Source organism: Paraburkholderia sp. XV (assembly GCF_020177535.1).
Lineage (GTDB): Bacteria > Pseudomonadota > Gammaproteobacteria > Burkholderiales > Burkholderiaceae > Paraburkholderia > Paraburkholderia caribensis.
Genome location: NZ_JAGUUD010000113.1, coordinates 1 through 26,848 on the forward strand (window position 1 = coordinate 1; position 26,848 = coordinate 26,848).

Annotated in this window: 28 protein-coding genes; 17 read left to right on the plus strand and 11 right to left on the minus strand. The window is 64.4% G+C overall.

What is annotated here, in order from left to right:
* Positions 1-163 precede the first annotated feature (163 nt).
* From KFO72_RS34105 to KFO72_RS34125, 5 genes are all read right to left on the minus strand, one after another.
* Positions 164-928: an SDR family oxidoreductase gene (locus tag KFO72_RS34105; protein ID WP_054932493.1), complete on the minus strand. Its 765-nt coding sequence runs from the start codon at positions 926-928 to the stop codon at positions 164-166.
* Positions 929-970: 42 nt separating this feature from the next.
* A complete protein-coding gene (locus tag KFO72_RS34110) occupies positions 971-1,999 on the minus strand; it encodes a phosphotransferase (RefSeq protein WP_225033937.1) in 1,029 nt (342 codons plus the stop codon).
* A 25-nt stretch (positions 2,000-2,024) separates the two neighbouring features.
* Positions 2,025-2,699 carry a histidine phosphatase family protein gene (locus KFO72_RS34115; RefSeq protein ID WP_225033938.1) on the minus strand — a complete coding sequence of 225 codons (675 nt, stop codon included), beginning with the start codon at positions 2,697-2,699 and terminating at the stop codon, positions 2,025-2,027.
* A gap of 235 nt (positions 2,700-2,934) precedes the next feature.
* Positions 2,935-3,168, minus strand: a complete 234-nt coding sequence (locus KFO72_RS34120) for a hypothetical protein (protein WP_007587337.1) — start codon at positions 3,166-3,168, stop codon at positions 2,935-2,937.
* Between the two features lie 89 nt (positions 3,169-3,257).
* Positions 3,258-3,722: an Lrp/AsnC family transcriptional regulator gene (locus tag KFO72_RS34125; protein ID WP_036001241.1), complete on the minus strand. Its 465-nt coding sequence runs from the start codon at positions 3,720-3,722 to the stop codon at positions 3,258-3,260.
* Positions 3,723-3,855: 133 nt separating this feature from the next.
* Here KFO72_RS34125 and KFO72_RS34130 point away from each other — a divergent pair, with 133 nt between their 5' ends.
* Entirely contained in the window at positions 3,856-4,485 is a 630-nt protein-coding gene (locus tag KFO72_RS34130) for a LysE family translocator (protein ID WP_054932481.1), read from the plus strand.
* Positions 4,486-4,516: 31 nt separating this feature from the next.
* Here KFO72_RS34130 and KFO72_RS34135 read toward each other — a convergent pair whose 3' ends face one another.
* Positions 4,517-4,690 carry a DUF1289 domain-containing protein gene (locus tag KFO72_RS34135; protein ID WP_036001247.1) on the minus strand — a complete coding sequence of 58 codons (174 nt, stop codon included), beginning with the start codon at positions 4,688-4,690 and terminating at the stop codon, positions 4,517-4,519.
* A 160-nt stretch (positions 4,691-4,850) separates the two neighbouring features.
* On the opposite strand from KFO72_RS34135, the gene KFO72_RS34140 reads away from it, so the two are divergent.
* On the plus strand, positions 4,851-5,171 hold the full coding sequence (locus KFO72_RS34140; protein WP_054932480.1) for a YnfA family protein: 321 nt from the start codon (positions 4,851-4,853) through the stop codon (positions 5,169-5,171).
* A gap of 114 nt (positions 5,172-5,285) precedes the next feature.
* Here KFO72_RS34140 and KFO72_RS34145 read toward each other — a convergent pair whose 3' ends face one another.
* Positions 5,286-5,798: a DUF1993 family protein gene (locus KFO72_RS34145; RefSeq protein WP_054932479.1), complete on the minus strand. Its 513-nt coding sequence runs from the start codon at positions 5,796-5,798 to the stop codon at positions 5,286-5,288.
* 267 nt (positions 5,799-6,065) lie between these two features.
* On the opposite strand from KFO72_RS34145, the gene KFO72_RS34150 reads away from it, so the two are divergent.
* The 5 genes from KFO72_RS34150 to KFO72_RS34170 all read left to right on the plus strand — a co-directional run bounded on the left by KFO72_RS34150 (position 6,066) and on the right by KFO72_RS34170 (position 11,120).
* Positions 6,066-7,625, plus strand: coding sequence for a protease pro-enzyme activation domain-containing protein (locus KFO72_RS34150; protein WP_225033939.1), 1,560 nt, complete (start codon positions 6,066-6,068; stop codon positions 7,623-7,625).
* Positions 7,626-7,735: 110 nt separating this feature from the next.
* Complete coding sequence (locus KFO72_RS34155; protein WP_225033940.1) at positions 7,736-9,400, plus strand: S10 family peptidase; 1,665 nt, start codon at positions 7,736-7,738, stop codon at positions 9,398-9,400.
* Between the two features lie 214 nt (positions 9,401-9,614).
* On the plus strand, positions 9,615-10,226 hold the full coding sequence (locus KFO72_RS34160; RefSeq protein ID WP_107203930.1) for a hypothetical protein: 612 nt from the start codon (positions 9,615-9,617) through the stop codon (positions 10,224-10,226).
* Positions 10,227-10,313: 87 nt separating this feature from the next.
* Positions 10,314-10,661 carry a hypothetical protein gene (locus tag KFO72_RS34165; protein ID WP_060603405.1) on the plus strand — a complete coding sequence of 116 codons (348 nt, stop codon included), beginning with the start codon at positions 10,314-10,316 and terminating at the stop codon, positions 10,659-10,661.
* A gap of 189 nt (positions 10,662-10,850) precedes the next feature.
* Complete coding sequence (locus KFO72_RS34170; RefSeq protein WP_054932474.1) at positions 10,851-11,120, plus strand: RNA-binding protein; 270 nt, start codon at positions 10,851-10,853, stop codon at positions 11,118-11,120.
* A gap of 17 nt (positions 11,121-11,137) precedes the next feature.
* Here the strand turns inward: KFO72_RS34170 and nadE are convergent, their stop codons facing one another.
* Positions 11,138-11,974 carry an ammonia-dependent NAD(+) synthetase gene (gene nadE / locus KFO72_RS34175; protein WP_054932473.1) on the minus strand — a complete coding sequence of 279 codons (837 nt, stop codon included), beginning with the start codon at positions 11,972-11,974 and terminating at the stop codon, positions 11,138-11,140.
* A gap of 272 nt (positions 11,975-12,246) precedes the next feature.
* Between nadE and KFO72_RS34180 the strand changes: the two genes are divergently transcribed.
* Positions 12,247-13,308 carry a L,D-transpeptidase gene (locus KFO72_RS34180; protein WP_225033941.1) on the plus strand — a complete coding sequence of 354 codons (1,062 nt, stop codon included), beginning with the start codon at positions 12,247-12,249 and terminating at the stop codon, positions 13,306-13,308.
* A gap of 53 nt (positions 13,309-13,361) precedes the next feature.
* Here the strand turns inward: KFO72_RS34180 and KFO72_RS34185 are convergent, their stop codons facing one another.
* Positions 13,362-14,243, minus strand: a complete 882-nt coding sequence (locus KFO72_RS34185; protein WP_225033942.1) for a DMT family transporter — start codon at positions 14,241-14,243, stop codon at positions 13,362-13,364.
* Positions 14,244-14,361: 118 nt separating this feature from the next.
* Complete coding sequence (locus KFO72_RS34190; RefSeq protein ID WP_225033943.1) at positions 14,362-15,918, minus strand: ABC1 kinase family protein; 1,557 nt, start codon at positions 15,916-15,918, stop codon at positions 14,362-14,364.
* 291 nt (positions 15,919-16,209) lie between these two features.
* Here KFO72_RS34190 and KFO72_RS34195 point away from each other — a divergent pair, with 291 nt between their 5' ends.
* Positions 16,210-16,965, plus strand: a complete 756-nt coding sequence (locus KFO72_RS34195) for a DeoR/GlpR family DNA-binding transcription regulator (protein WP_036001284.1) — start codon at positions 16,210-16,212, stop codon at positions 16,963-16,965.
* A gap of 30 nt (positions 16,966-16,995) precedes the next feature.
* On the opposite strand, the gene KFO72_RS34200 is transcribed toward KFO72_RS34195, so the two are convergent.
* Positions 16,996-18,105 carry a 2-aminoethylphosphonate--pyruvate transaminase gene (locus KFO72_RS34200; RefSeq protein ID WP_225033946.1) on the minus strand — a complete coding sequence of 370 codons (1,110 nt, stop codon included), beginning with the start codon at positions 18,103-18,105 and terminating at the stop codon, positions 16,996-16,998.
* Positions 18,106-18,466: 361 nt separating this feature from the next.
* Between KFO72_RS34200 and phnS the strand changes: the two genes are divergently transcribed.
* From phnS to KFO72_RS34240, 8 genes are all read left to right on the plus strand, one after another.
* A complete protein-coding gene (phnS, locus tag KFO72_RS34205; protein WP_107203933.1) occupies positions 18,467-19,573 on the plus strand; it encodes a 2-aminoethylphosphonate ABC transporter substrate-binding protein in 1,107 nt (368 codons plus the stop codon).
* Between the two features lie 120 nt (positions 19,574-19,693).
* Complete coding sequence (phnT, locus tag KFO72_RS34210) at positions 19,694-20,794, plus strand: 2-aminoethylphosphonate ABC transport system ATP-binding subunit PhnT (protein WP_176053988.1); 1,101 nt, start codon at positions 19,694-19,696, stop codon at positions 20,792-20,794.
* On the plus strand, positions 20,772-21,707 hold the full coding sequence (locus KFO72_RS34215; RefSeq protein WP_060603390.1) for a 2-aminoethylphosphonate ABC transporter permease subunit: 936 nt from the start codon (positions 20,772-20,774) through the stop codon (positions 21,705-21,707). Before phnT ends, KFO72_RS34215 begins: the two co-directional genes overlap by 23 nt.
* A complete protein-coding gene (phnV, locus tag KFO72_RS34220) occupies positions 21,707-22,567 on the plus strand; it encodes a 2-aminoethylphosphonate ABC transport system, membrane component PhnV (protein ID WP_054932466.1) in 861 nt (286 codons plus the stop codon). Before KFO72_RS34215 ends, phnV begins: the two co-directional genes overlap by 1 nt.
* Before the next feature lie 79 nt (positions 22,568-22,646).
* A complete protein-coding gene (locus KFO72_RS34225) occupies positions 22,647-23,402 on the plus strand; it encodes a phosphonate utilization associated transcriptional regulator (protein ID WP_225033944.1) in 756 nt (251 codons plus the stop codon).
* Between the two features lie 51 nt (positions 23,403-23,453).
* Positions 23,454-24,713 (plus strand): phosphonoacetate hydrolase, encoded by a 1,260-nt coding sequence (gene phnA, locus KFO72_RS34230; RefSeq protein WP_225033945.1) that lies wholly within the window; start codon positions 23,454-23,456, stop codon positions 24,711-24,713.
* Positions 24,710-26,167, plus strand: a complete 1,458-nt coding sequence (gene phnY / locus KFO72_RS34235; protein ID WP_062916313.1) for a phosphonoacetaldehyde dehydrogenase — start codon at positions 24,710-24,712, stop codon at positions 26,165-26,167. Before phnA ends, phnY begins: the two co-directional genes overlap by 4 nt.
* Before the next feature lie 4 nt (positions 26,168-26,171).
* Positions 26,172-26,732: a phosphonate degradation HD-domain oxygenase gene (locus KFO72_RS34240; protein WP_054932463.1), complete on the plus strand. Its 561-nt coding sequence runs from the start codon at positions 26,172-26,174 to the stop codon at positions 26,730-26,732.
* Positions 26,733-26,848 lie beyond the last annotated feature (116 nt).

Sequence of the window (26,848 nt, forward strand, 5' to 3'; positions counted from 1 at the left end):
GGCGGCAAAGAAAAGTAGGTGCCGCCCCGCACAGGGGCGACGCGTGAAGCACGAAAGCAAGTCGCGGATGCCAGCGCAACGGCCGAACCCAGAACCCAGAACCCAAACCCCAAAACCAAAAACCAAAAATCACGCGCGCCCGAGCAAGGGCAGAAAAAAACCCTTAGACGGTCAGTCCTCCATCGACCACTACACACTCCCCATTCGTATAGCTAGCCGCATCAGAAACGAGATACAACACAGTCCCTGCCATTTCAGCCGGCTCCCCATGCCGCCGCAGCGGAATACTATTGACCCATTGGTCATAGATATCCTTATTCTCGAACAGCGCACCAGCAAACCTGGTCCTGGTCAACCCAGGCAAAAGCGCATTAACCCGAATCCCCAACGGCCCGCATTCCCTGGCAAACGCCTTGGTCATATTGACGACAGCCGCCTTGGTAATCGAATAAATCCCTTGCATATCGCCAGGCCTTAGCGCGTTGACAGACGCCGTATTGACAATCGCGCCGCGTCCGCGCTCTCTCATCAACTTGCCCGCTTCCACCGACATAAAAAAGTACCCACGCACATTCACCTCGACAGTCTTGTTATAAGCAGCAAGATCCGTATCAAGAACATGCCCAAAGTAAGGATTCGCGGCAGCGTTATTCACGAGAATATCCAGCCGCCCATATTTCTCGCGAATGTGCGCGAACGTCGCCGCAATATCCTCCATACGCCCGATGTGACACGCAAATGCTTCGGCGCGTCCGCCCGCCGCGCGGATATCCGCCGCGACACGCTCGCATTCTTCGAGCTTGCGGCTCGACACAATCACATGCGCGCCCTGCTGCGCAAGCAGCCTGGCAATCGCCTCGCCAATGCCGCGGCTCGCGCCCGTCACGAGCGCAATGCGGTCCGTCAGGTCGAAAAGATTCGTACTCAAGGTTGTCTCCTTCATGTTCTCGTCGATGTGTGTGTTCGAAGCTCACGCGATCAGCTCGGCGGCAAGTCGTGCGAGCGGCTCGACCATCGCGCCAACCTCATGCGCCTGCGCACTCGATGCATTGCCTTGCAGCGCGCGCGCCTTGACACCCTGCGCAATCGACGCGAGCCGGAAGAAGCTGAACGCCAGGTAGAACGGCCAGTGATCGATCGCAGGCAACCGGCGCAACGCGCAATACTGGGCGACGATCTCTTCCTCGTCGGGCACACCCAGGACCGCGCGATCCTGTCCGCGCAACCCTGTGATATGACCGCGGGCGGGAAGCCGCAAGCACATGCAGAAGTACGCGAGATCGGCGAGCGGATTGCCGAGCGTCGACAGCTCCCAGTCGAGAATCGCGCGTACGTGTGGCGCGTCGTGCGCGAAGATCAGGTTGTCGATGCGAAAGTCGCCATGCACGAGCGATGCGCGCAGTTCATCGGCAGGGCAGTGCGCCGGCAACCAGTCGATCAGCGCTTCCATCGCATCGATGCGTCGCGTTTCGGCAGCGCGGTACTGCTTTGTCCAGACGCCAATCTGACGCTCGAAGTAATTGCCCGCGCGTCCGTAGTCGGCGAGTCCCACTGCTTGCGGATCGACGTCATGCAACGCTGCAAGCGTCCTCACGATCGACGCGTAATAGTCGCTCCGTGCGCCGCGCTCCAGTTCGGGCAGCGCCGGGTTCCAGAAGATGCGGCCGTCCTCGTAGCTCATCACGTAAAACATGCTGCCGATTACATCGCGGTCCTCGCACAGATGCCAGGCGCGCGCGACCGGCACGGGCGTATCGCCGAGCGCGCTCAGCACACGGAATTCGCGGTCGACGGCATGCGCCGATTTCAGCAGCTGTCCGGGCGGCTGGCGGCGCAGCACGTAGCGGCCGCCTGGCGCGTCGAGCAGATACGTCGGATTGGACTGCCCGCCTGCGAATTTCGTCGCGCGCAGCGGGCCGCGAAAGCCCGCGACGTGTTGCTCCAGGTAGCGTGCCAGGCGGTCGAGGTCGAGCGTGGTGTCGTGGTGATCGCAAGTCATGTCGTTCGATGCGTGATGCCCCGGATTAGCCATAGGTCTGAAAGGCGCTGCGCTGCGGATCGTCGAGATGGCCGATGCCGTTGAAGCTCGACAGATGCAACGAGTCGCGATTGAAGAAGTAATGACTGACGCTGCTGTTGCGAATCTGCATGTTGAGCGCGATGGCCGTGGCGGCGGGCGCCTGTAAGGCCTGCTGGGTCAGCGCAGCGATCACGCCACCGGAACTGACGACCAGCACGCGCTGGCCGCTGCCTTGCTGGATCGCGGCGCGGGCATCGACGACGCGTTGCTGGAACGCGGCCCAGGTTTCGGGCGCGCGGCCGTCGAGCGCGCCTTCCGTCCACAGTTGCAGGACCTCGCGCAAAGCCTTGAAGAAATCGCGCGGACTGCGCGTGGCGCGTTCGGCCAGTGCGCTGTGCTCGTCGCCGAGCGCGCGAAACAGTGCGTGGAAGTCGTATTCGTCGAGACCGGGATGGATCTCGCAATCGATGCGGGGCACACCGAGGCCACGCCGGATCGCGTCGACGGTCTGCGCATGGCGGCGCAGGGTGCCCGTCATCACGCGGTCGAACGCCATATCGCGCTGCGCGAAGTATTCGCCCAGCCAGATGCCTTGCTGCTCGCCTACGTCTGAAAGCTGGTCATAGTCGTCGGCGCCCAGAGACGCCTGGCCATGCCGTACCAGATAGAGTTCCGCCATCGCTGCTTCGCCCTGGAAGAGGTGAAGCCAGCTTAGCCAAGCTCGATGTATTTATAAAATTTATTTACTGAATCAGTCGCCATACATTACAGTGATGGTGGCCGCCTGTTGAATCGCAACTAACTGTCAACCTCCGCCAACCCCCGCCTTCTCCGCGGCGCGCGTCAGAGGCAGCGCGACACGCCTGCTCCGCGCGTGACGCCGCACGTCATCAGTCACCCGGCGCGTAGTCGGCTCAACGGTTGCCGTCAAGCAAATCGTTGAGGATCGTGTCGAATTCGGATTGGGCGTCTTCCAGTTCCTGCAGCGCGGCGTCGAAAGTCTGCAACGCGATCTGAGATGGACGGCCGCTGCCGTCCGGCGGGAATTGCGACTGCAGCGCGGCGAATGCCGTCTGCACCTGTTTCGTTGCGTTCAGAACGCGCTCCATGGCGCGGGTTTCTTCGGCTCGCGCTGCTGCGTGGTCCATGCCAATGCTCCGTGATTCATCATGCCGTGACGGCGAGGCGCTCACTATGCCACGACTCGCCGCGCATTTCGCGCCGCGCGTCGCAGGGTTCAACTCAAGGGCAAGCCGCCGTTCGCCTTCACCTCGCGCAGCGACAGCGACGATTCCACCGAAGTCACACCCGGCAAGCTGCGCATCTCGTCGCGCATGAACGTGCCGTAATCGTCGAGATCGCGCGCGACCACTTGCAGCACGTAATCGGCGCTGCCCGATACGTTGTGGCACGACAGGATGCGCGGAATGGCCAGCACCTCGCGCTCGAAGCGCGTCGCCGTGGCGCGGTCGTGCACGGCAAAGCGCACGTATACGAACGCGACGACGCCATATCCGAGCGCCGGGCGCGACAGCATCGCGCGATACCGTTCGATAACCCCGTCGTTTTCGAGGCGCTTGAGGCGTCGCGCGCAGGGCGTTTCGCTCAGACCGACGGTTTCGGCGAGTTTCGCGTTGGACATCCGGCCGTCCGCCTGCAACGCGGCGAGGATGGCGCGGTCTGTTTTGTCGAGTTCGATCATGTTTGGCGGAAACCTTTAGCGTAGAGGCATATTTTAGGGCAATTCTCTAATTCATAATGTTTGGTGGTAGTAAAACGCCAATATTCGCTACTCGCTCGAATGCATCATGAATGCCTCGAAACGTGAGGTTCCCATGATTTCCGCTCATCTTCTGATCATGTATGTCACCGCTCTCGTCGTGGTGTTTGCGCTGCCCGGACCGGACATGGCGCTCGTGCTGCAGACGAGCATCGGACGCGGCGCGCGCAATGGTTTCGCCGCCGCCGTCGGCCTAGGCCTGTCGCGCGCGACGCATGTCACGCTGTCCGCGTGCGGCGTCGCCGCGCTGCTGCGCAACGCGCCGTGGCTCTACGAAGTCGTGCGCTACGGCGGCGCGATCTATCTGGCGTGGGTAGCCGTGCAGATTTTCCGCTCGCCCATGTTCGCGCTGCCGTCGAATGGCGCGCAGGCAGGCGACGACGGCGCGTTGCGGACGGCGTTCGTCAAAGGGCTGTTCACGAATCTGCTGAACCCGAAGGCGCTGCTGTTCTGTTCGGTGCTGTTGCCGCAGTTCGTGCGCCCGGAAGCGGGGCCCGTCGCATGGCAGATGGTCGAACTAGGTGTCGTGCTGGTTGCGCTGGGCGCGTGCTTCGACGCCGTCTATGCGATCGGCGCCGCGCGGATCGCTGGCTGGGTGCGCGCGCATCCGCTTGCGCAGTCTGTGCAGCGCTGGACGTTCTCCGCCGCGCTGATCGGTTTCGCGCTGCGCCTGTCGCTCGATTGACGGGCCTGTGACGCGCCCGCGTCGAGCGGGCTTATTTGCGGATCATCGCCGCGCGTTCCGGCTTCTGGTCGATGACCTTGCGGCGATGCTTGTCTTTCATCTTCTTCCAGCCTTTGCATTCCTCCTTCGTGCGCAGGCAGCCAATGCAATATCCGGTCTTGCTGTCGAACTTGCAGATGTCGATACAGGGCGATTTGACACTCATGCTGGCGTGCTCGCGATCGTTTGAATGGAGGATGAAAGGTCAATGTCGCATGGCGCGCCGGCGGCAGGCAAAGTGATTGTGTTAATAAAGGCGATAGACTGCACGGCCAAAGCCGTGTCGCCGTATGTCGTCGTATTGACCGATCACCTCAATCCCGCCGATGAAGACCCTGTTGCTCTACGTTATGACCGCGATCGCCGAGATCGTCGGCTGCTATCTGCCCTGGCGCTGGCTCAAGGACGGCGGCCCCGCGTGGCTGCTGTTGCCGGGCGCGTTGAGCCTTGCGCTGTTCGCATGGCTTCTGACCTTTCATGGCGCGGCGGCGGGCCGCGTCTATGCCGCATACGGCGGCGTCTATGTAGCGGTGGCGATCCTCTGGCTATGGTGCGTCGACCACGTGCGTCCGAACGCATGGGATCTTGTGGGCGCCGCGCTGACGCTGGCCGGCATGGGCGTCATAGCGTTCCAGCCGCGCGTCTGACTGGCGGTGGGCCGCGCCTTATCCACGCCGACGCCCACGCCCAGGCTCGAGCCGCGATGCGCGAAACCCGGCTGATCCAGTTCGCGCATTACTCGCCAATAGGTCCCTTCAACTTTAGCTGTTGGGCTTGCCGAGGAAATCGAGCTTGCCGAGTTCGACGCCGTTATGACGCAGGATGTCGTACGCCGTCGTGACGTGGAAATAGAAGTTCGGCATCGCGAAGCCGAGCAGATAAGACAGGCCGCTGAACTCGACCGGGCCGGTGCGCATCTTCAGCGTGACGGTGCGCGTCTCCGAGCCGTCGATCTGCGCCGCGTTGAACTCCTTCAGATAATCGATCGTTTTCTGAATGCGCGCGTGCAACTCGTCGAAGGTGAACTCCACGTCGTCGAATTTGGGCGCTTCGACACCGGCCAGCCGCGCTGCGCAACCCTTCGCGGTATCCGTTGCGATGTGCACCTGACGCGCCAGCGGGTGCATGTCCGGAAAGAGACGGGCGCCCGTGAGCACCGACGGGTCGATCTGTTTTTCTGCCGCGTGCGCCTGTCCCTTACCGAGAATGGCCTGCAGGTTCGTCAGGCCGCGGATCAGCACGGGGATGGATGCCTGAAACATCGAGATGGTCATGGAGGGTCCTCGAATTCTTGGGGTTCCGCGCGCTCTCTGGCACGCGGTCGCATAGCGTAACGCAACGGCGTAAAAGCTGCTGGAGCAGCGTAACCCCGATTGATCCATGCCGGAAGCTAGCCGATCGGCCAGGTGTCGCACGCGCTGGAACTGTGTTCGAATGGATTGGTCGGACGGATGTCGTGGCTTCGCATCAGTCGCCGCAACCATGCTGGATAAGACGGGGCGCGCTAAAGCGCTCACGTCGACACAGGGAGAATCGCAACCATGTCGAAGCATCCATTGCCCGGCAGCGAGCGCAAGCTCGCGCCCGGTTCGAAGGTGATCGCGCAGTGCGATCCGTCGGAAACGATTCAGGTCGTGGTCGTGCTGCGCCGCAAGGACGAGCAGCAGTTCGCCCAGATGATGAAAAAAATCGAAGCGGGCGCCGCGGATGCAAAGCCGCTCACGCGTGAGGAACTCGAACAGCGCTTTGGCGCTTCGGCGGAAGACCTTGCAAAACTGAAGGCATTCGCCGCGCAGCACGGGTTTACCGTCGTGCGTGAAGACCCGTCGGCGCGCACTGTCGTGCTGAGCGGCAAGATCGATCAGTTCCAGAAGGCGTTCGACGTTCAACTGCAGCACTACGAGCATCAATCGATGGGCCAGTTTCGCGGCCGCACGGGCGCGATCAGCGTGCCCGACGACCTGCATGGCGTCGTCACGGCCGTGCTCGGTCTCGACGATCGCCCGCAGGCGCGGCCGCATTTCCGCATTCGCCCGCCGTTCCGGCCGGCGCAGGCGCAACAGGCATCGTCGTTCACGCCGTTGCAACTCGCTTCGCTGTACGGGTTTCCGCAGGGCGACGGCAACGGCCAGTGCATCGGCATCATCGAACTGGGCGGCGGCTATCGCACGGCCGACCTCGACAACTATTTTTCGAGCCTCGGTGTGGGCTCGCCGAAAGTCGTCGCCGTCGGCGTCGACCAGGGTGGGAACCATCCTTCTGGCGACCCGAACGGACCGGACGGCGAAGTCACGCTCGACGTCGAGATCGCCGGCGCCATCGCGCCGGGCGCGACGATTGCCGTGTACTTCACGACCAACAGCGACGCGGGCTTTATCGACGCGGTCAGTCGCGCGGTGCATGACAAGACTAACAAGCCGTCGGTGATTTCGATCAGTTGGGGCGCGCCGGAAAGCGTGTGGACCGCGCAGTCAATGAACGCGTTCAACGATGTGCTGCAATCGGCGGCGGCCGTCGGCGTGACGGTCTGCGCGGCATCGGGCGACAGCGGCTCCGGCGACGGCGTGGGCGACGGCGGCGACCATGTCGATTTCCCCGCGTCGAGCCCGTACGTGCTGGCGTGCGGCGGCACCAGCCTGCAAGGCTCGGGGCAAACGGTCTCGCGCGAAGTGGTGTGGAACGACGGCGCGAACGGCGGCGCGACGGGCGGCGGCGTGAGCGGCATGTTCCCCGTGCCGGCGTGGCAGGAAGGGCTGTCCGTCGCGGGCGCGCAAGGCAAGCGGGCGCTGACGGGCCGCGGCGTGCCGGACGTGGCGGGCGACGCGTCGCCGCTCACCGGCTACGACGTGATCGTCGACGGCAACAACACGGTGATCGGCGGCACCAGCGCTGTCGCGCCGCTGTGGGCCGCGCTGATCGCGCGCATCAACGGCGCGAAGGGCGTGCCCGTCGGCTTCGTCAATCCGAAGCTGTACAAGGCGGCGGGCGCCTGCAACGACATCACGCAGGGCAACAACGGCAGCTATGCCGCGACGACCGGCTGGGATGCGTGCACGGGATTGGGCAGTCCCAATGGTGTGAAGGTGGCAGCGGCCTTATAGTTTGAAGAGAGTTTGAAGAGCGGGCGCTCGCGGCTCGGGCGCCGTGCTTTTGGCGGCGATCAACGCATCGCAACAGTGGGCAACATATACAGGCATTCGATGGAGCGATCATGACGAATACAGAATCAGCTTCCGGCAGTTTGCAGTCGCCTCACAATTCACACGCCGGGCAGGAAGCCTCTGCTGCGAGCGCGTCCCACAAGCCCGGCGATCACCCGTTCTTCGATCCCGTCGCATACGGCAACGGGCCCGACGACTCGGTCACCGACATCAGCGAAAGCGCCGCGATCACGAAGCATTCCATCACCATCGGCGGCAAGAAGATCAACTACACGGCAACGGCCGGCCATCTGGTGACAGTCGATCCGTCCAGTTCGCTGCCGAGCGCGAAGATGTTCTACGTCGCGTTCACGCAGGACAACCAGAAAGAAGAGAGCCGTCCCCTCACGTTCTTCTATAACGGCGGGCCGGGCTCCTCGTCGGTGTTCGTGCTGCTGGGGTCGTTCGCGCCGCGCCGCATCAAGACGTCGATGCCGAGCTTCACGCCGCCCGCGCCGTATCAGATGGAAGACAACCCGGACAGCCTGCTCGACAAGAGCGACCTGATTTTCATCAACCCGGTCGGTACCGGTTACTCGGCCGCCGTCGCGCCGCGCAAGAACCGCGATTTCTGGGGCGTCGATCAGGACGCAGACTCGATCAAACAGTTCATTAAGCGCTATCTGACGAAGAACAACCGCTGGAATTCGCCGAAGTTTCTGTTCGGCGAATCGTATGGCACGGCGCGCAGTTGCGTGCTCGCCTACAAGTTGCATGAAGACGGCGTCGATCTGAACGGCATCACGCTGCAATCGTCGATCCTCGATTACACGCAGGCGGGCAACCCCGTCGGCGCGCTGCCCACAGCCGCCGCGGACGCGTGGTATCACAAGAAGCTCGGCGTCGCGCCCCGGCCCACGGACCTTGGTCAGTTCGTCGAAGAGGTCGCGCAGTTTGCGCGCACCGACTACCTGAACGCGCTGCGCAAGTTTCCGACCACCGACAGCGCCGTCGTCGAAAAGCTGAGCGAGTACACGGGCATCGACAAGGCCACGCTGCTGGCGTGGAGCCTCGACATAGCCGGGTACGACAGCCGGGGCAATTCGCTGTTCCTGACCACGCTGCTCAAGTCGAAGGGGCTTGCGCTCGGCGCCTACGACGGCCGCGTCACGGCGATCGAAACGGGCATCGCGGGCAAGATCGATCCGAACTCTGGCGGCAACGATCCGACCATGACGGCCGTCACGGGCGTCTACACGACGATATGGAACGTCTATCTGAACGAACAGTTGAAGTTCACATCGAACTCGGCGTTCACGGATCTGAACGATCAGGCGTTCAAGTTCTGGGACTTCGGCCATATCGATCCGACGGGCGAGCAGAAGGGCCTCGACAGCAAAGGCAACATCATTCTCTACACGGCGGGCGATCTCGCTGCCGTGATGGCCCTCAACGTCGATCTGAAAGTGCTGTCGGCGAACGGGTTCTATGACTTCGTCACGCCGTTCTATCAGACCGTGCTCGATCTGCAGCAGATGCCGCTGCTGAGCCAGCAGGTGCGCGACAACCTGTCCGCGCGCTTCTATCCGTCGGGGCATATGGTGTATCTCGACGGGGGCTCGCGCACCGCATTGAAAGCCGATCTCGCGGCGATGTACGACAAGGCGGTGAGCAATACGGAAGCGCTCGGGCGCGTGCGCGCATTGCAGGCGCTGACGGCCGCCAAGATGCATTGAGCGAGTTTGTTTTGACGCGTGTCATGGCCGCGCTTTCGTGCGTCGGCAAGACGCCGCGGCGAGGGCATCGCAGCGCCATGGCGATGCCCTCGATGCCGCCGGCATCGAAAAAGTGAAGCGATTCAATCTGGCTGTATTTACGTCATGCGTCCCGGATGTGTTTTAATTGCCCTGCGAATTAACTCTTCCGCGCTACTAAAAGGCGCGCTGATTAATGAACGAAGGGAAGAAGAACGCGCTCGAGCAGGCGCACAGCATCAGTCGGATCGAATCGACCATCGGTGACGCGGGCCGCGTCACGGGGCTCGCGCGAACGATGCGCCTGCGCGCCATGGCGCTCGTTGCCGTGTCGGCGGGCTTGTATCTGCATGCGTCGGCGTCATTCGGACAAGACGCGTCGATGCTCGACGAGCGCGTCTCGCAGCAGAACATCGCCACGACGATATGCCGGCCCGGCTACGCCGACACGGTTTCGCCACCGTTCGACGACATGATGGAACTCAAGGACCGGATGCTCGCCGAACGCGGCATCGATGCCGGGCACGGCGCGCGTTACGCGCTGGACCGGCGCGTGCCGATCTTGCTGGGCGGATCGCCGGATGCGCAGGACAACCTCGATCTGTTGCCTTGGGGCGGACACAAGGGCGAGCGTCGCAAGGCGTTGCTGACGGCGAAGCTCAAGCGTTGCGTGTGCGAAGGGCGCATGTCGCTGGGTGAGGCGCAAGCGGCCATCGCCGGGAACTGGTCCGCACATTATGCGGGCTTCGGTAGCGCGCCGTGCGGCGGCGACAGCGGCGTCGCGTCGATCGGCAGCGATGGTCCCTGAGCCTGGCCGCAAAATTCACCGGCACGTTCAATCCGCTTTCCTCGTGGCCGCGATGCGCGGCCAACCGTCACATTCTGGAGAATCAACATGAAGCAATCATTCATCGCTGCCGTCGTGGCCGCGCTTGGCTGCATCGGGGCGAGTCATGCCGCGTTGGCCGCATCGTCGCCATGTGGCAAGGACGACGCGTTGCAGATTCGCGGCGACACGCCGGGTGCGATCAGCTACGACGTGTACCGTCAGTTGCGCCCGCTCGACGCGCATCGTCTCGCGCTCTTTCAGGACGCCGGCACCGTGAAGCGTTTGGCTGACGGACTCGACGTTTGCGAGATCGCCGATGACGGCGTAGCCGATCCTTCCGCCGTGCTCGTGCATGTGCCGCAAGGCAAGATGGCCTGGTGGGTCAGCTCAGCGAACGTCGAGAACGCAGACTGAGTTCGGACCGGGCTTGCGGACCACGCGCGGGTGCCGTGTGTCGCCTGCGTTGCTGCGGGGCACGTTTCTGGCTACGCTGAAGGTCGAAACAATAACGAAACAGCACAAAAACAGCACGGCTTCGAAGTCCGGCATGCAGCGCCGACCCGGCCAGCGGCATGACCACCATCAACTGAGAGCGTGGCGCGTATGAAGATCATCGTGTGGAATATTCCCGAGACTTGCTCCGAGCAGGAAGTACGTGATTTTCTCGGCCACGAACTCGGTCACTATGCAAAAGACATCGAGGTGTTCGAGCAGGGCACGTCGAACGCGTACGCGAAAGTCGATGTCGAAGCGGACGAAGCCTATGTCGCCGAGGTTATTGCGCAACAGTTCAACGGCAAGCAGCTGGATGGCGTGCCGCTGCAGGTGAGCGCCGTGCCGTTCGGGGGCGACGAAACGCCACCGCGCAAGTAGTCGGCACGGCCGCGCGTTCAATCGAATGGCGTATAAGGCAATGCGCGCTTGTGATGCGTGCTGTCGTAAAAGCGCATGACGGTGTCGAATACCGCGTCGCTCACCGGCATGCCTTCGAGAAAATCGTCGATGTCGTCGTAACGGATTCCGTAGGCGTCCTCGTCCGGACGTTGAGGGCGCAACATTTCGAGGTCGGCGGTCGGCACTTTGTGCGCGAGCGCGTCGCTGGCGCCGAGCGCCCCGGCGAGCGCGCGCACCCGCCGCTTGGTCAGGCCCGCGAGCGGCAGCACGTCGGCGCCGCCGTCGCCGAACTTCGTGAAAAACCCCATCACCGATTCCGCCGCGTGGTCCGTGCCGATCACGATGCCGCGCCGCGCGCTCGCCGCTGCATACTGCGCGATCATCCGCTGGCGCGCCTTGATGTTGCCGTGCACGAAGTCCTGTTGCGACGCGTCGGCAAACGGCAGGCCGCTCGCGCTGAGTGACGCGAGCATCGCGTCGGCGGCGGGGCGGATGTCGACCGTCAAGGTGTCGTCGGGGCGGATGAAGGCGAGCGATTGCTGCGCATCCGCTTCGTCATGCTGGACGCCGTACGGCAGGCGCATCGCAATGAAGCGCGCGTCGTAGTGCGCGTCGCGCAGACGCTCGACGGCGAGTTGCGCGAGCCGCCCCGCCGTCGACGAATCGACGCCGCCGCTGATGCCGAGCACATAGGCCGCGAGTCCGTTCGCACGCAGATAGTCGGCGAGAAAGGCGACTCGCCGCTCGATTTCTCGCGCGGCGTCGAAATCATCCGCGACGTGCAGTTCGGCTGCAATCTGCCGCTGGCGCGCGGTGCGTTGCTGCTGGTCCATCGATGATCTCCTTGCAAATGGCGCAGATATCACGGGCGATGATCGCATGAAGTGCTGAACTCGATGCGCCGTCACACATTGTCTGGTCTAATGTGGCATGCCCATAATTAAATCTGAACGATAAGCGCTTTAATCGACAGATGCAGTAGCCGTCCGAAATCGGACAGCGCGAAAATACGGCACGGGCACGACGTTCCCGCGCCGGAAGATGCCCGGCAGCACGCCACGAGTGGTTGCACGGGTTGGGTGACTGGCAGTGACGTTCGAACAAAATGACCAGCAAAAAACAGAACAGAGTAGTCATTCCGCCTGCACGAGAGAGGGCGGATGCGCAGAGCGGCGCACTGCGCAGTGGTAACGGGGATAGGGCGATCGCTGTGATCGCATCGGTTTCGCGCGTGCCTTCATGCGGGCGACGATCGGCGTTAGCGCTTTCGTTGACCGCGGCGCTTGCCCTTGCCACGCTCGCGCAAAACGCGCATGCCGCCGACGCGCCGCAAGTCGCGTCCAGTGCTGCCGTCGACGCCACTGCCGTCGCCGCGCACGATGCCGCCGGCCGCGTGGACCCGCGCCGCGCGCTGTTGATGCGCGACGTATTCGCGCGCAGCGTGACACGCCGTCTGAACGTGCCCGCCGTCGAGCAGCGTGCATACGGCGAGCGCCTCCAGCAGGCGCTCGTGCAGAAGGAGTTGGGCAATCTGTCGGGCGAGTATGTGGTGCTCGTCGATCGCAACGAGAACGTGCAGGCGCTCTTCATCTACTTCCGCGCGGCGCCCTCGGACGCGTGGCAGATGATCGGCGCGTCGCCCGTCGCAACGGGAAGGCCGGGGCAATTCGATCACTTCATCACGCCGCTCGGCGTATTCGAGCACACGCCGGGCAATATGGATTTTCGCGCCGAAGGCACGATGAACCAGAACGGCATTCGCGGCTACGGCGGCCACGACATGCGCATCTTCGATCTCGGCTGGGCGCAGGGCGAGCGTGGCTGGGGCAAGGGCGGCATGTCGCAGATGCGCTTCCAGATGCACGCAACCGACCCCGACAAACTCGAGCCGATTCTCGGCATCCGTCATTCGAAGGGCTGCGTGCGGATACCGGCGTCGCTGAACGTGTTCCTCGATCACTACGGCATACTCGACCGCGACTACGAGGCGCTCGTCGCCGACGGCCGCTCGCTGTGGGTGCTGCATTCGGACCGCGTCGCGACGCCGTGGGCCGGACGCTATATCGTGGTCGTCGATTCGCAGCGCAAGGCGCGACCCGCGTGGTCGCCCGCGCCGAGCAGCAAGGTCCGCGCAAAGGTGCCGGCGAACGCCGACACGGCGGATTGATCGAAGCGGCGCGTGGGCAGGCGGCGCGAGAAAGCCGCCGCCCGCCGGCGCGATCACGAGCGCGCGAGCAGCACGCCGATCAGCGCGACGACGAAGCCGGCCACCTGCACCGCCGTCAGCGTTTCGCCAAAGCCGACGTAGCCTTCGAGCGCGGCGAGCGGCGGCGCGAGAAACAGCAGCGCCGTCGCACGCGACGCGTCGCCGCGCCGGACCATCCACACAAGCAACGTGACGCTCACGCCCGACAGCATCACGACGCCCCACGCGAGCGACACCCACAGCGCCGGCGACGGAATCCATCTGTGCTCGCCGAGCGCCAGCGCGAACACCAGCACGACGAGTGCCGCGCCGACATTCTGCACGGCGCTCGCGCTGCGTATATCGGCTTTCGACAGCGACGTCTTCTGGATCAGCGTGCCTGCCGTGATGGCACACACGGCGAAAATCGACACCGTCACGACCAGCCATTCCGGCACGTTGCCTGCCTGATCCGGCGCGACGGTCGCAGCCGTGGCGGCGAGCTTCGGCTCCAGTACCAGCACGACGCCCGTGAGACCCAGCAGCATGCCTGTCCAGCCGCGCCCGGACAGGCGTTCGCCGAACAGCGGCGCCGCGACGGCCGCCGTCAGCAGCGGCTGCAACGCGCCGAGCAGCGCCATGATGCCCGCGCTCATCCCTTGCGCGACGGCCCAGTAGCCCGCGCCCAGATACACGCCTTGTAACAGCGCGCCCGCGAGCAGATGCTTGCCGAGCGCGCGGCCCCTCGGCCATTCGACGCGCGCAAAGAGCGCAGCCGCCATGAACAGCAGCGCGGTGCCGCCGAAGCGCGCGAGCAGGAAGAGATTTGGATCGGCGTAGGGCTTGATCGCGCGCGCGACCACGAAGCCCGTCGACCACAGGACCACGAACACGACGGCATTGAAAACAACCAGCATCGGATGACTTGAACGGCGGACACGAGGCCCGCAGTATCCGTCAAAGCGCGCGTGGCCGTCTTGTTCGAAGCTGCACTTCGCGCAGCTTGAGCAACGACGCGTTCCGAGACGAAGCCGCTCAGTACGCGAGCAGCACGGCAATCGCGCCGAGCAGTCCGCCGCAAACCGTGCAGGCCCACAACAGCGAACGCGTGCGCCGATATTCGATCAGCACGTCGCTGACCAGCTGGGCCTGTTGCCTGACCGTCGTGACTTCGTGCCGATGCTGCAGATAATGCACCGTAAGCTGCGGAATGCGCGGCACGAGATGCGCGAGATGCGGCAACTCCTGCGCGAGATGCTTGATCCAGCCACGATGATCGAACTCGCGGCGCGCGAGCGTAGCCAGCACCGAACGCGCGATCTGCCACGAATCGACGCCCGGGTGCAGCGCGTTCGCCAGCATCTCCGCCTGGCCGAACGCGCGCTGCGCGGCGGCGAGCCGTGGCGGCACGTCGCCGCCGAACGGATGGACGGCGAACAGCAGATGATGGAACAGCGCGCCCGCCGAGCGTTCATGCGACTGCGGCGCGAAGTGCGCCTCGGCGCGCGTGCGCAGTTCGGCTTCGAGCTTCTCGGGGCGCGTGTCTTGCGACACATGGCCGGCATCGCGATGCAGGTGCGCGAGCCTTCCGTAGTCCTGGTCGAACAGCGCCGTCGCGCCGTGCACGAAGAACTCGCGCTCCTGCGACGAAAGACTCGACATCACCGCGAAGTCCGCGAGCACGATGCGCCCGAGCGTGTCCTGCTCGATGCTCACACGCACGCGCCGTGCGTCGAGCGTCGCGTGGAAAAAGCCGTGCTCGAAGGCCTGCTCGGTGACGACTTCGATAATGTGTCCGGCAAGCGGCGCCAGCTTCACGCCGCGCGCCGACAGACCGCCGAGATCGAGCGCGGGCAGCGATTCGACATGCTGCATCGCCAGCGTGCTGTCGGTGCAAAGCTCCCAGATCACGGCGGGCACGGCAAGACGCTTGTCGCCGTCGAAATGATGCGCGGTCTGGCTCAGGTTCGCGGCTTCGGCGCGCAGATCGAAGCGGCGCAGGATTTCCTGCGTGAAGGTATTGGCGAGTTCGCGCAGGCGCAGACGGCGCGCGTTCTTCGAGAGCTTTTCCATCCAGCGCGCGACCCAGCGCAGCAGCGCGGCCTCGTCGGCGATTTCCTGGACTTGCGCGACGCGCACGAGCTTGAGCGCAATGTCGAGATGCCCTTCGATCGGCTCGGCCAGCCGCGCGACATGCGTCTGTTCGGCAAAGCCGTTTTTCGCGGGCGTCAGATCGATCGATGCAAACAGCGTCGACACTGGGCGTCCGAGCGCCGCCGCTATCGCCTGTTCGACCTGCTCGGGCGGCAAGGGCGTTTCGAGGTGGCTGACGGCATCGATCGCGTCGTGCAGCGTGCCTGTCGCGAGTTCGGGGCGGCGCGCGAGCGCTTCGGCGAATGCGCTCGCCAGCGGGCCGAGATTGGGCAACGCGCGATGCACGCCGGCGCGGCCGCCCGGCGACGCGTGCACGCGCGAAACAAGCGTGACGATCCAGTGCAGCTTGTGATGCTCGGGCGCGGCTAGCCAGATGAGCCGCGCGCCATAGCGCAACGCGTGGAACAGCAGTCGTAGTCGGCGAAACAGAGGAGGCATCGGCGGTTGGTTCGAGCGCATCGGCGATGCGAGAGAAGACCGCTCAGATTAGCAGGGATGCGGCGCGCGGAACATCGGCAGCGTTACGGCGCGGGCTGTTCAGGGCAGGTGAGGGGCATAGGAACGGCATACGCCTGCCGTCCGCCAACGGCAAGCCAACGAAGCCCCACGGCCAGCCCACAGCCAGCACACGTTCCCTCCGCGCCGTGCCGCCATGCGTAATACAATACGGCGCGGGCTTGCCCGATCCTTGAATACACGCTCGCCGCCTTGCAGCGGCCAACACAACCGATGCTGGCAGAACAACGTCATCAATATATTCTGGCGCAGGTCACGAAGACGGGCGCACTATCGGTCGCCGAGCTGGTTCGCGAGCTCAACGTATCGCGCGAGACCATCCGCCGCGATCTGAACGCGCTCGCCGAGCGCGGTCTGATCGTGACCACCCACGGCGGCGCACTGTCGAGCGACCGGCGCGAGCCGGACCTCGATACGCGCGACGCCGCCAACGCCAGCGCGAAGCGCGCAATCGGCGAGCGCGCGGCGCAACTGGTGCCGGACGGCGCGTCGGTCATCATCGATTCGGGCAGCACGACGCACGCGGCCGCACGCGCGTTGACCGACCGCCACCGGCTTACCGTCTACACGAACGACTGGCGCATCGCGCTGCTGCTCGGCCGGCGCAACGACAACCGCGTGACGCTGCTCGGCGGCGAACTGTCGGACAACGAAGACGCCGCCTTCGGCCTCGATACGATCACCCAGCTGTCGCACTATCACGCGGACTTCGCGCTGATCGGCGCGGGCGGCATCACGCCCGACGCACAACTCTCCGATTACTCGCGCATGGCGGCAGAAGTGCGCAGCCGGATGATCGGCGCGGGCAATACAGTCATCGTCGTCGCCGACAATTCCAAGTTCGGCCGCGTGACACCCGTACGCATCGAAGGGATGGAGAAGGCGCGTTACGTCGTCACGGAACTTGCGCCCGACCGCGCGCTCGCGAAGGCGATCACCGCGCGCGGCCCCGAAATCCTGATCGCGTGAGTGTCGCGCTTCGCATTGCTACCGCCTCGTTTACTTCACGCTGATGCCGAGGCGCGCCAGCGTCCGGCCGATCGCGGCAACGGCGTTGTGCATCTCGTTCGTGTCGATCGCGCCGATGCAGCCGACGCGGAACGTCTCCACTTGCGTCAGCTTGCCCGGATAGAGGATGTACCCGGCCTCGCGCACAGCTGCATAAAACTGCACAAATTGCCACTTCGGATCGCGCGGCGCGTGGAACGTGACGATCACGGGCGCCTGCGCGTCCGCCGGCAGAAACGTCTCGAAGCCGAGCGCCTTCATGCCGTCGACCAGCGCCGCGCAGTTGCTCGCATAGCGCGCGCCGCGCGCGGGCTGACCGCCTTGCGCGATGAACTGGTCCAGCGCCGTGCGCAGCGCGGCAACCACATGCGTCGGTGGCGTAAAGCGCCATTGTGTGGTCTTTTGCATGTATGCGAACTGGTCGTACAGGTCCAGCGCGAGCGACGGCGAACGGCCTTCGCACCCTTCGAGCACGCTGCGCCGCACGATCACGAAGCCCATGCCGGGCACGCCTTCCAGACACTTGCCGCTGGCCGACACCAGCGCGTCGATGCCGCTGCCGCGCAAGTCGATGGGCAGCGCGCCGAACGAACTCATCGCGTCGACGATCAGGCACTTGCCGTGGTGCTTGCAGACGGCGGCGATCGCGTCGAGCGGATTGAGCAGGCCCGCGCTCGTCTCCAGATGCACCTGGGCGACGTGCGTGATGCGCGGGTCGCCGTTGAACGCGTCTTCGATCGCGGCGGCGCTCACGGGTTCGTCTTCGCGCAGCGGCAGTTCCACATACGCGATGCCCATGCGCTGCAGCACCTTGATGATGCGCGCGCAATAAGCGCCGTTGTTCGGCACCAGCACGCGGCCGTCGCGCGGCACCAGCGTGCCGAGCGCCGCTTCGACGGCGAACGTGCCGCTGCCCTGGAGCGGCACGCACACGTAGTCATTTTCGCCATGTACGATCTCGACGAGATCGGCGCAGACGCTGTGCGTCATGCGGTTGAATGCGGTGTCCCACGATCCCCAGTCGCGCAGCATCGACTGACGCGTGACGGGCGAGGTCGTCAGCGGTCCCGGCGTGAGCAGGATCGGGTCGTTTCCAGAAATCACAGAGCCTCCTTCGAATGGATCGGTTGCGCCGTTGCGGGCGCACATTGCATCGGCAGTTGTATTGACGGCTGCTTTGCATATTATTGGCTATTTGTGTCATTTTGTGGAAATCGGCAGAATCTTCACGTCCGTGTCACAAAAAAAGACGATCCTTGCCTGGCCCATTCAGGCAAGGCAGCCAGCAACGCGTAATCGTCGGAGGGATGCCTTGGCGCAAACGCCGCAAAAAAAGTTGTCAGCAATCTGCAATCTCTGCGGCTCCCGGCCGCGACGTCAGGCGGACCGCGCGCCCGAAGCGCGGTCCGGACACCACCACTAACGGGTTACCCACAGGTTTTTGCCTTTCGGAGAGAACGACATGAAAAAGACGGATCACCTTCGCTCGACGGGCCGCGTTGGTCGTATTGGCCAGACGGCTCGCAAGCTGCTGCCCGCGCTGGTCGCGGCAGCCGCGTTCGGCGGCGCGATGTCCGCGCACGCGGCGGGCGCGGTCGTGCTGTACACGGCTGACGGCCTCGAAAATCTCTACAAGGACGTGCTGCCCGCGTTCGAGAAGCAGGAAGGCGTGAAGGTCAACATCGTGACGGCAGGCAGCGGCGAAGTCGTGAACCGCGCAACCGTCGAAAAGGACGCGCCGAAGGCCGACGTGCTCGTCACGCTGCCGCCGTTCATCCAGACGGCGGCGCAATCTGGCCTGCTGCAGAACTACGAGAGCGTGAACTACAAGAACGTGCCCGCCATCGCGAAGGCGTCGGATGGCGCGTGGGCGACGTTCGTGAACAACTATTTCTCGTTCGCGATCAACCCGGAAGTGGTGAAGAACCAGCCGAAGACGTTCGCGGATCTGCTGCATCCTGACTACAGCGGCAAGGTCGCCTACTCCAACCCGGCAACGGCGGGCGACGGCATGGCCGTGATCATCCTGACCACTTCGCTGATGGGCGAAGACAAGGCCTTCGACTACCTGAAGAAGCTCGAGCAGAGCGCCAAGTTCCACACCAAGGGCACGGGCTACCTCGACGTGCTGCTCTCGCGTAACGAAATCGCGGTGGCGAACGGCGACCTGCAGATGGATCTCGACGACGCAGCCAACGGCGGCCTGTCGATCAAGCCGATTTTCCTCGCAGCCGATGCGGGCGGCCAGCCGACCACGTTCCAGTTGCCGTACGCCATTGCGCTCATCAAGAACGGCCCGAACCAGGCCGCGGGTAAGAAGCTGATCGACTATCTGATGTCGACGGAAGTGCAATCGAAGGTGCCGGACATCTTCGGCATTCCGGGCCGCACCGACGTTGCGCTTTCGGGCAAGAACGGCGCAGCCGTCAAGCAGGCAATCGCGGGCGTGAAGCTGATCCCCGTCGACTGGAACCAGGTGATGGCGAAGAAGGCTGACTGGACGGCCCGCTGGAAGAGCGAAGTGATCGGCAGTTCGGGCAAGCAGCTCGAAGTCGTCAAGCCGAAGTAATCGAAGCATCGGATGGAAGGCGCGGCGCGATGCTCGTTGAAACGCTCGTCCCGCCGCGCAAAAAAGCATGCTGGCGCTAGCATGCGCCAACCAAATTCACCAACGCAGGAGGATGGCCCGGTGAACACTGCAACTCTCGCGGATTCGGGCGCGCCAGTCGCCACGCCGCGCGCGCAAGGCGTCGCGCAGACGGGCGCGCCGGGCGGCGTGCAGATCGAACATCTGACCGTGCGCTTCGGCTCGCGCACGGTGCTCGACGATCTGTCGCTGACGATCGAGCGCGGCGAACTGTTGACCGTGCTTGGCCGCAGCGGCTGCGGCAAGACGACGTTGCTGCGCTTCATCGCCGGTTTCATCGAGGCGGACGGCCTTGCCGGCACGTTGACGGTCGCGGGCCGCGACCTCACGCATGTGCCGCCGCACAAGCGCAATCTGGGGCTGCTGTTCCAGAGCTATGCGCTGTTTCCGCATTTGTCCGTGTTCGAGAACGTCGCATTCGGTCTGCGCGCGCGCCGCATCTCGACGAAGGAAATCGCGCGGCGTGTCGCCGATGCGCTAAAGCTCGTGCAACTCGGCGACGCCGGCCACGTGATGCCCGCGCAACTGTCGGGCGGCATGCAGCAGCGCGTGGCGCTGGCGCGTGCGCTCGTGATCGAGCCGGATGTGCTGCTGCTCGACGAACCGCTTTCCGCGCTCGACGCCAATCTGCGCGCGTCGGTGCGCTCCGAACTGAAGGCGCTGCATGAGCGCCTGCCGAATCTGACCATCGTCTGCGTGACGCACGACCAGGACGACGCGCTCGTGCTGTCCGACCGCACGCTGCTGATGCGCGACGGCCAGATCGCGCAGCTCGGCACGCCGCAGGAACTGTACGACCAGCCGAACGACGCCTTCGTCGCGCGCTATCTCGGCGCGGCCAACCTGCTGCCGCCGAGCGTCGCATTTGCACTCGGTGATGCGCGTTACAGCGAGCGCGAGCGCGTCGCGTGTCTGCGTCCCGAGGCGATGCGTATCGTGCCGCTCGGCGAAGGCCAGTTGCACGGCACGATTTCGACGGTCGAATGGTATGGCTCGGTGCTGGCCGTGCAGGTCGCCCTCGACGCGATGCCCAACGAACCCGTGCAGGTGTCGATGCAGCGCGGCACCGGCATGACGCCCGAAAAAGGCGCGCGGATCTCCCTGCGTTACGAGGCAGACGATGTCGTCCTTATTCAGCCCTGACGCCGGCTCCGACGCGCTCGCGCAAGCGGCTGACGCCCGCCGCGCTGCGACGGCCGCCTCGCACGCGGCGGCAAAGCGCCGGCGCGAGCGCCTGTCGCAATGGCATCTGGCGTTTCTCGCTATTTTCGTGCTCGGCCCGCTCGTGATTTATCCGCTCGTGCGGCTCGTGTTGCTGAGCCTGTCGGGCGAGCATGGACTGGGCTTTCACGCTTATTCGACGTTTTTCCGGAACCCGGAGACGAGCGGCGTGATCGGCACGACGCTGTGGATTCTGTTCGCCAGCGCCGGGCTTGCATCGCTGCTCGGCGTGGCGCTCGCGTCGCTGCTGTTCTTCAAGCCGTTTCCGGGCGCGCGGCTCGTCACGCGGTTTCTGGAACTGTTCGTCGCGTTCCCGTCGTTCCTCGTCGCGTTCACGCTGATCTTTCTGTACGGCTCGCAAGGCTCCGTCAGTATCGGGCTGCAACGGCTCTTTCATCTCGAAGCGCCGCCGCTCGACTTCCTGTTCGGCATCGGCGGCGTGATTCTCGCGGAAGTGGTGTTCTACGCGCCGTTCGTCGTGCGTCCAACCCTTGCGTCGTTCGCGACGCTCGACATGCGTCTGATCGAAGCCGCGCGCAGCCTCGGCGCGAACGGCTGGATGGTTGCGTTGCGCGTGATCGTGCCGCTCGCCTGGCCGGGTATCGCCGCGGGCACGATCCTGTGCTTTCTGCTGACGCTCAATGAGTTCGGCATTCTGCTCGTGCTCGGCAGCGCGCATCTGATCACGCTGCCCGTGGCGATCTACAGTTCGGCCACCGTCGATCTCGATCTGCCCACTGCCGCCGCCGGCGCCGTCGTGATGCTGGCAATGTCGCTGTCGTTGTATGCGCTGTATCGCCAGGTCAACAAGCGCAAGGTGCGAGGAGCGAAGTAATGTCCGATCTCGATCAAACCGTGCTGCCCGCCGTGCCACATCGCGCGCGGCCCGTTCAACACGGATTCGTCGCGCGCGTCGCGGGCGGGCTGTTCATGGGGTTCGCCGCGCTGTTGTGCGTCTGGCTGTTCGTGCTGCCCGTGATCGTGGTCGCGCTGTCGAGCGTGGCCGCGCACTGGTCGGGCACGATCCTGCCGGACGGCTTCAGCATGCGCTGGTTCGAGCGGCTCGGCGGCAGCGATTTCGATGCACTCGTGACCAGCCTTCAGATCGGCTTCGGCGTCGCGATCCTCGGCACGATTCTGGGCCTGTGGCTCGCGCTTGCGCTCGAAGGGCGCGACCGGCGCGGCCTCGGCGCGCTCGTCGACACGATCGCCATGGTGCCCAACGGCGTGCCGAGCGTCGTGCTCGGTCTGGCCGTGCTGATCGCGTATCACAAGAAGCCCCTCGATCTGTCGAGTTCCGCTGCCATCGTCGTGTTCGTTCAGCTCGCGCTGGTGTTGCCGTTTTGCTATCGCTGCGCGGCGGCCGCGTTGCGGCCCGAGCTGACCGTATTGCGCGAGGCGGCTGCGAGCCTCGGTGCGCCGCCGTCGATGGTGCTGCGCCGTGTCGTGCTGCCGCAGTTGGTGCCCGCGATCCGCGCGTCGCTCGCGCTGGGCTTCGCGCTGTCGCTCGGTGAACTCGGCGCAACGCTCACCGTTTATCCGCCGGGCTTCGCCACGGTGCCGATCGTCGTGGTTGGACAGGTCGAGCGCGGCTATTACCTGCCGGCGTCGGCGCTGTCGCTGATTCTGCTGATCGCGTCGCTTGCCGCGCTGGTGCTGATTGCCGCCCGCGTGCCGCGTCGCCGCGTGGACTGACCGTCAACGTTTCCTGATTTTTCGTGAGGTGTGTCGAGGTCGGCACACCACGCATGTAGATGTGGCAAATATTGTCGAAATGACCGAAAATATGGAAATTGACCCGGGCGATCGGATCGAAGTGGTCAGGCGGCATTCGCTGACGGCGCTGGTGCGCGACGAGATCGAGCGGCACATCGTCGACGGCAAGCTGGCGCCCGGCGACAAGCTGAACGAAACGGAATGGGCCACACGGCTGCAGGTGTCGCGCGGTCCGGTGCGCGAGGCGTTTCGCGCGCTGGAGCAGGCGGGGCTGGTGCGCAACGAGAAGAACCGTGGCGTGTTCGTGCGGACCGTGTCGCTGGCGGAAGCCGACGAAATCTACGCGGTGCGCGCGGTGCTCGAAGAGGCGGCGTGCCGGATGCTGGCATCGCGTATCGATGCCGCGCAACTGGCGGCGCTGCGCGCGCATGTCGACGCCATGCGCGCCGCGCTCGATGCCCGCGATCACGACGCCTATGCGCGCGCGAACGTCGCGTTTCACGACGCGATTGTCGCGACAGCGGGCAACGGCAAGTTGTACGAGACGTATCGCAGGCTGGTGGGTGAATTGAGTCTGTTCCGGCGCGCCGCGCTGGGCGTGCGGGGTGATGCGATGGAGCGCTCGCTCGCCGAGCATCGCGCGATTCTCACGGCGCTCGCCGCGCGCAACGCGGACGAAGCCGCGCAACTGATGCTCGCGCACGTGGACGGCGGCAGGCAGCGCGCGCATGAGGCCGCGCAGGGCATTGCCGTGCCGCGCGCGTCGAACGGAACGGACGAAGGCAATGACGGCTTGAGCGCGCTGCTCGCCTGAACGGGCCTGAACGAATCAAGAACACGCGTCGGCGACGCAGGGAAGAGTGCAATGGCAATCCAATTCGAACGCAGTGTTGAAGTGAATGGCCGCAGCTACCGGCTGCCCGTCAAGCCGACGGTGGTCGTGTGTGTCGACGGCTGCGAGTACGACTATCTGGAAGCGGCTGTGAAAGCGGGCGTGGCGCCGTATATCGGCAAGATGTTGCGCGACGGCGCGGCGTTCAAGGGCGACTGCGTGATTCCGTCGTTCACCAACCCGAACAACCTGTCGATTGTCTGCGGCGTGCCGCCCTCGGTGCACGGCATCTGCGGCAACTACTTCTGGGACCCGCAGGCCAACGAAGGCAAGGGCGCCGAAGTCATGATGAACGACCCCGCCTATCTGCGTGCGCCGACGCTGCTGGCCGCTGCCGCCGACACGGGTGCCGCCGTCGCCGTCGTGACGGCTAAAGACAAGCTGCGCCGTCTGCTCGGCGACAAGATGAAGGGCATCTGCTTTTCGGCGGAAAAGGCCGACAAGGTGACGCTCGAGGAGAACGGCATCGACGACGTGCTCGGGCTGGTCGGTCTTCCCGTGCCCGACGTGTACAGCGCGGGGCTGTCCGAGTTCGTGTTCGCGGCGGGCGTGCGGCTGGCGCAGACGCGCAAGCTCGACCTGATGTATCTGTCGACCACCGACTACATCCAGCACAAGTGGGCGCCCGGCACGGAAGGCGCGAACGCGTTCTACGCAATGATGGACGGCTATCTGGCGCAACTCGACGCGCTCGGCTGGGTGATCGGCCTCACCGCCGACCACGGCATGAACGCGAAGCACGATCCGCGCACGGGCGAGCCGAACGTGATCTATCTGCAGGACGTGATGGACGAATGGCTCGGCCCCCGCGCGGCCCGCGTGATTCTGCCGATCACGGATCCCTACGTGGTGCACCACGGCGCGCTCGGTTCATTCGCGACGATCTATCTGCCGCGCGATGCAAACGCGCGGCAGTTGATCGAACGCCTTGGCGGCTTGAAGGACATCGAAGTCGTGCTCGACAACCAGGCGGCGTGCGAGCGCTTCGAGTTGCCGAACGACCGCGTGGGCGACATCGTCGTCGTCAGCAAAAAGAATACGGCGCTCGGCACGCGCCGCGATGAACATGACCTGTCGGGCTTGACCGTGCCGCTGCGTTCGCACGGCGGCATCTCGGAGCAGGTCGTGCCGCTGATCTTCAATCGACGCATCGACGAAGCACGCGTCGCGGGCAAGCGTCTGCGCAATTTCGACGTGTTCGACCTTGCGTTAAACAATGTGGCGGCCTCATGAACGCAATCCTGCAGTCCAACGACCATCCCGCGTTTCGTGCGGAAGCGCTGCGTCTGAAGGGCGAGCGCGCGGCCCGCGCACGCACGCTCGACGTGTTGGATCCGTATTCGGGCATGCGTGTCGGCACGGTGCCGATGGCGAGCGTCGACGACGTGCGCGCCGCTTTCGAATACGCGTCCGCTTATCAGGCGACGCTCTCGCGTTACGAGCGCTCGCAGATCCTCGAGCGCGCGGGCAACTTGCTGCGCGAGCGGCTCGAAGCGGCGTCGGATCTGATCTCGCTCGAATCGGGCTTGTCGAAGCAGGACTCTCGCTATGAGATCGGGCGGGTCGCCGACGTGCTGAAGTTCGCGTCGATCGAAGCGCTGCGCGACGACGGCCAGAGCTTCTCTTGCGATCTGACGCCGCACGGCAAGAAGCGGCGCGTGTTCACGCAGCGCGATCCGCTCGCGGGCGTGATCGTCGCAATCACGCCGTTCAATCACCCGATGAACCAGGTCGCGCACAAGATCGCACCTTCCATCGCGACGAATAATCGCGTGATCCTGAAGCCGTCGGAGAAGGTGCCGCTGTCGGCCTTTTATCTGGCCGATATTCTGTATGAAGCCGGTTTGCCTGCGCCGATGCTGCAGGTGCTGACGGGCGACCCGCGCGAAATCGCCGATGAACTGATCACGAATCCACTCGCCGAACTCGTCACCTTTACGGGCGGCGTGGCGATCGGCAAGCATATCGCCGAGCGCGCGGGGTACCGGCGCGTGGTGCTGGAGCTCGGCGGCAACGATCCGCTGATCGTGCTCGAAGACGCGGATATCGAACGCGCGGCCACGCTCGCCGTGCAGGGTTCGTACAAGAACTCGGGGCAGCGCTGTACGGCCGTCAAGCGGATCATCGTGCAGAAGAGCATCGCGGCGCGCTTCACTGAGCTGGTCGTCGAGAAAACACGCGAATGGACGTACGGCGATCCGTTCGATACGTCGAACCAGATGGGCACCGTGATCGACGCCGACGCGGCGCGTCTATTCGAAGCGCGCGTGAACGAGGCCGTCGCGCACGGCGCGCGCCTGTTGACGGGCAATCAGCGCAAGGGCGCGTTGTACGCGCCGACGGTCGTCGATCAGGTCGATCCGTCGATGACGCTGATTCGCGAGGAAACGTTCGGCCCCGTCTCGCCGATCATCACCTTCGACACGATCGAAGACGCGATCCGTATCAGCAACGGCACGCCGTTCGGTTTGTCGTGCGGACTGTGCACGAACCGGCAGGACGCGATTCCGCGCTTTATCAACGAACTGCGCGTCGGCACGGTGAACGTGTGGGAAGTGCCCGGGTATCGCGTCGAGCTGACGCCGTTCGGCGGCATCAAGGATTCGGGGCTTGGATACAAGGAAGGCGTGCAGGAAGCGATGAAGAGCTTCACCAATCTCAAGACCTTTTCTCTTCCGTGGGAGTGATGTCGTGGCACTGAATCTCGACGACATTCGCGGACTGTTCGAAGCGCACGGGCAGCTTGCCTATAGCGGCGAGCCGGTGACGCAGCTCGAGCATGCATTGCAAAGCGGTGCGCTGGCGGAATCCGAAGGCGCCGCCGATGAGCTGATTGCGGCGGCGTTTCTGCACGACCTCGGGCATTTGCTGAACCGGCAGGGCGAGACGCCGACCGCGCGCGGTATCGACGATCTGCATCAATACTTTGCGTTGCCGTTCTTGCGGCCGGTGCTGCCGGAAGCGGTTCTGGAGCCGATTCGGCTGCACGTCGATGCAAAGCGCTGCCTGTGCGCTATCGATGCGGCGTACTTTGGGAAGTTGTCAGTGGATTCCGTGCGCAGTCTCGAACTGCAGGGCGGCATATTCAGTGACGACGAGGCGCAGGCGTTCCTGAAGAAGCCATTTGCCGAGGACGCGCTGCGTTTGCGTCGCTGGGACGATCTCGCGAAGGAAGCGAATCGCGCCACGCCGGATCTCGATCACTATCTGAATGTCGTCTCGCGCGTAATGGAGAGGCATGCTGGCCTTTGACGTATATCTGCAGGCAGGGCGCGTGTACTTGCCTCATATGTCATGCGTTTTACGCACATCAAAAAACCACTTGCAACCCCGCATGCAAGTGTCTAGAATTCCGGTCTTTCGCGCTG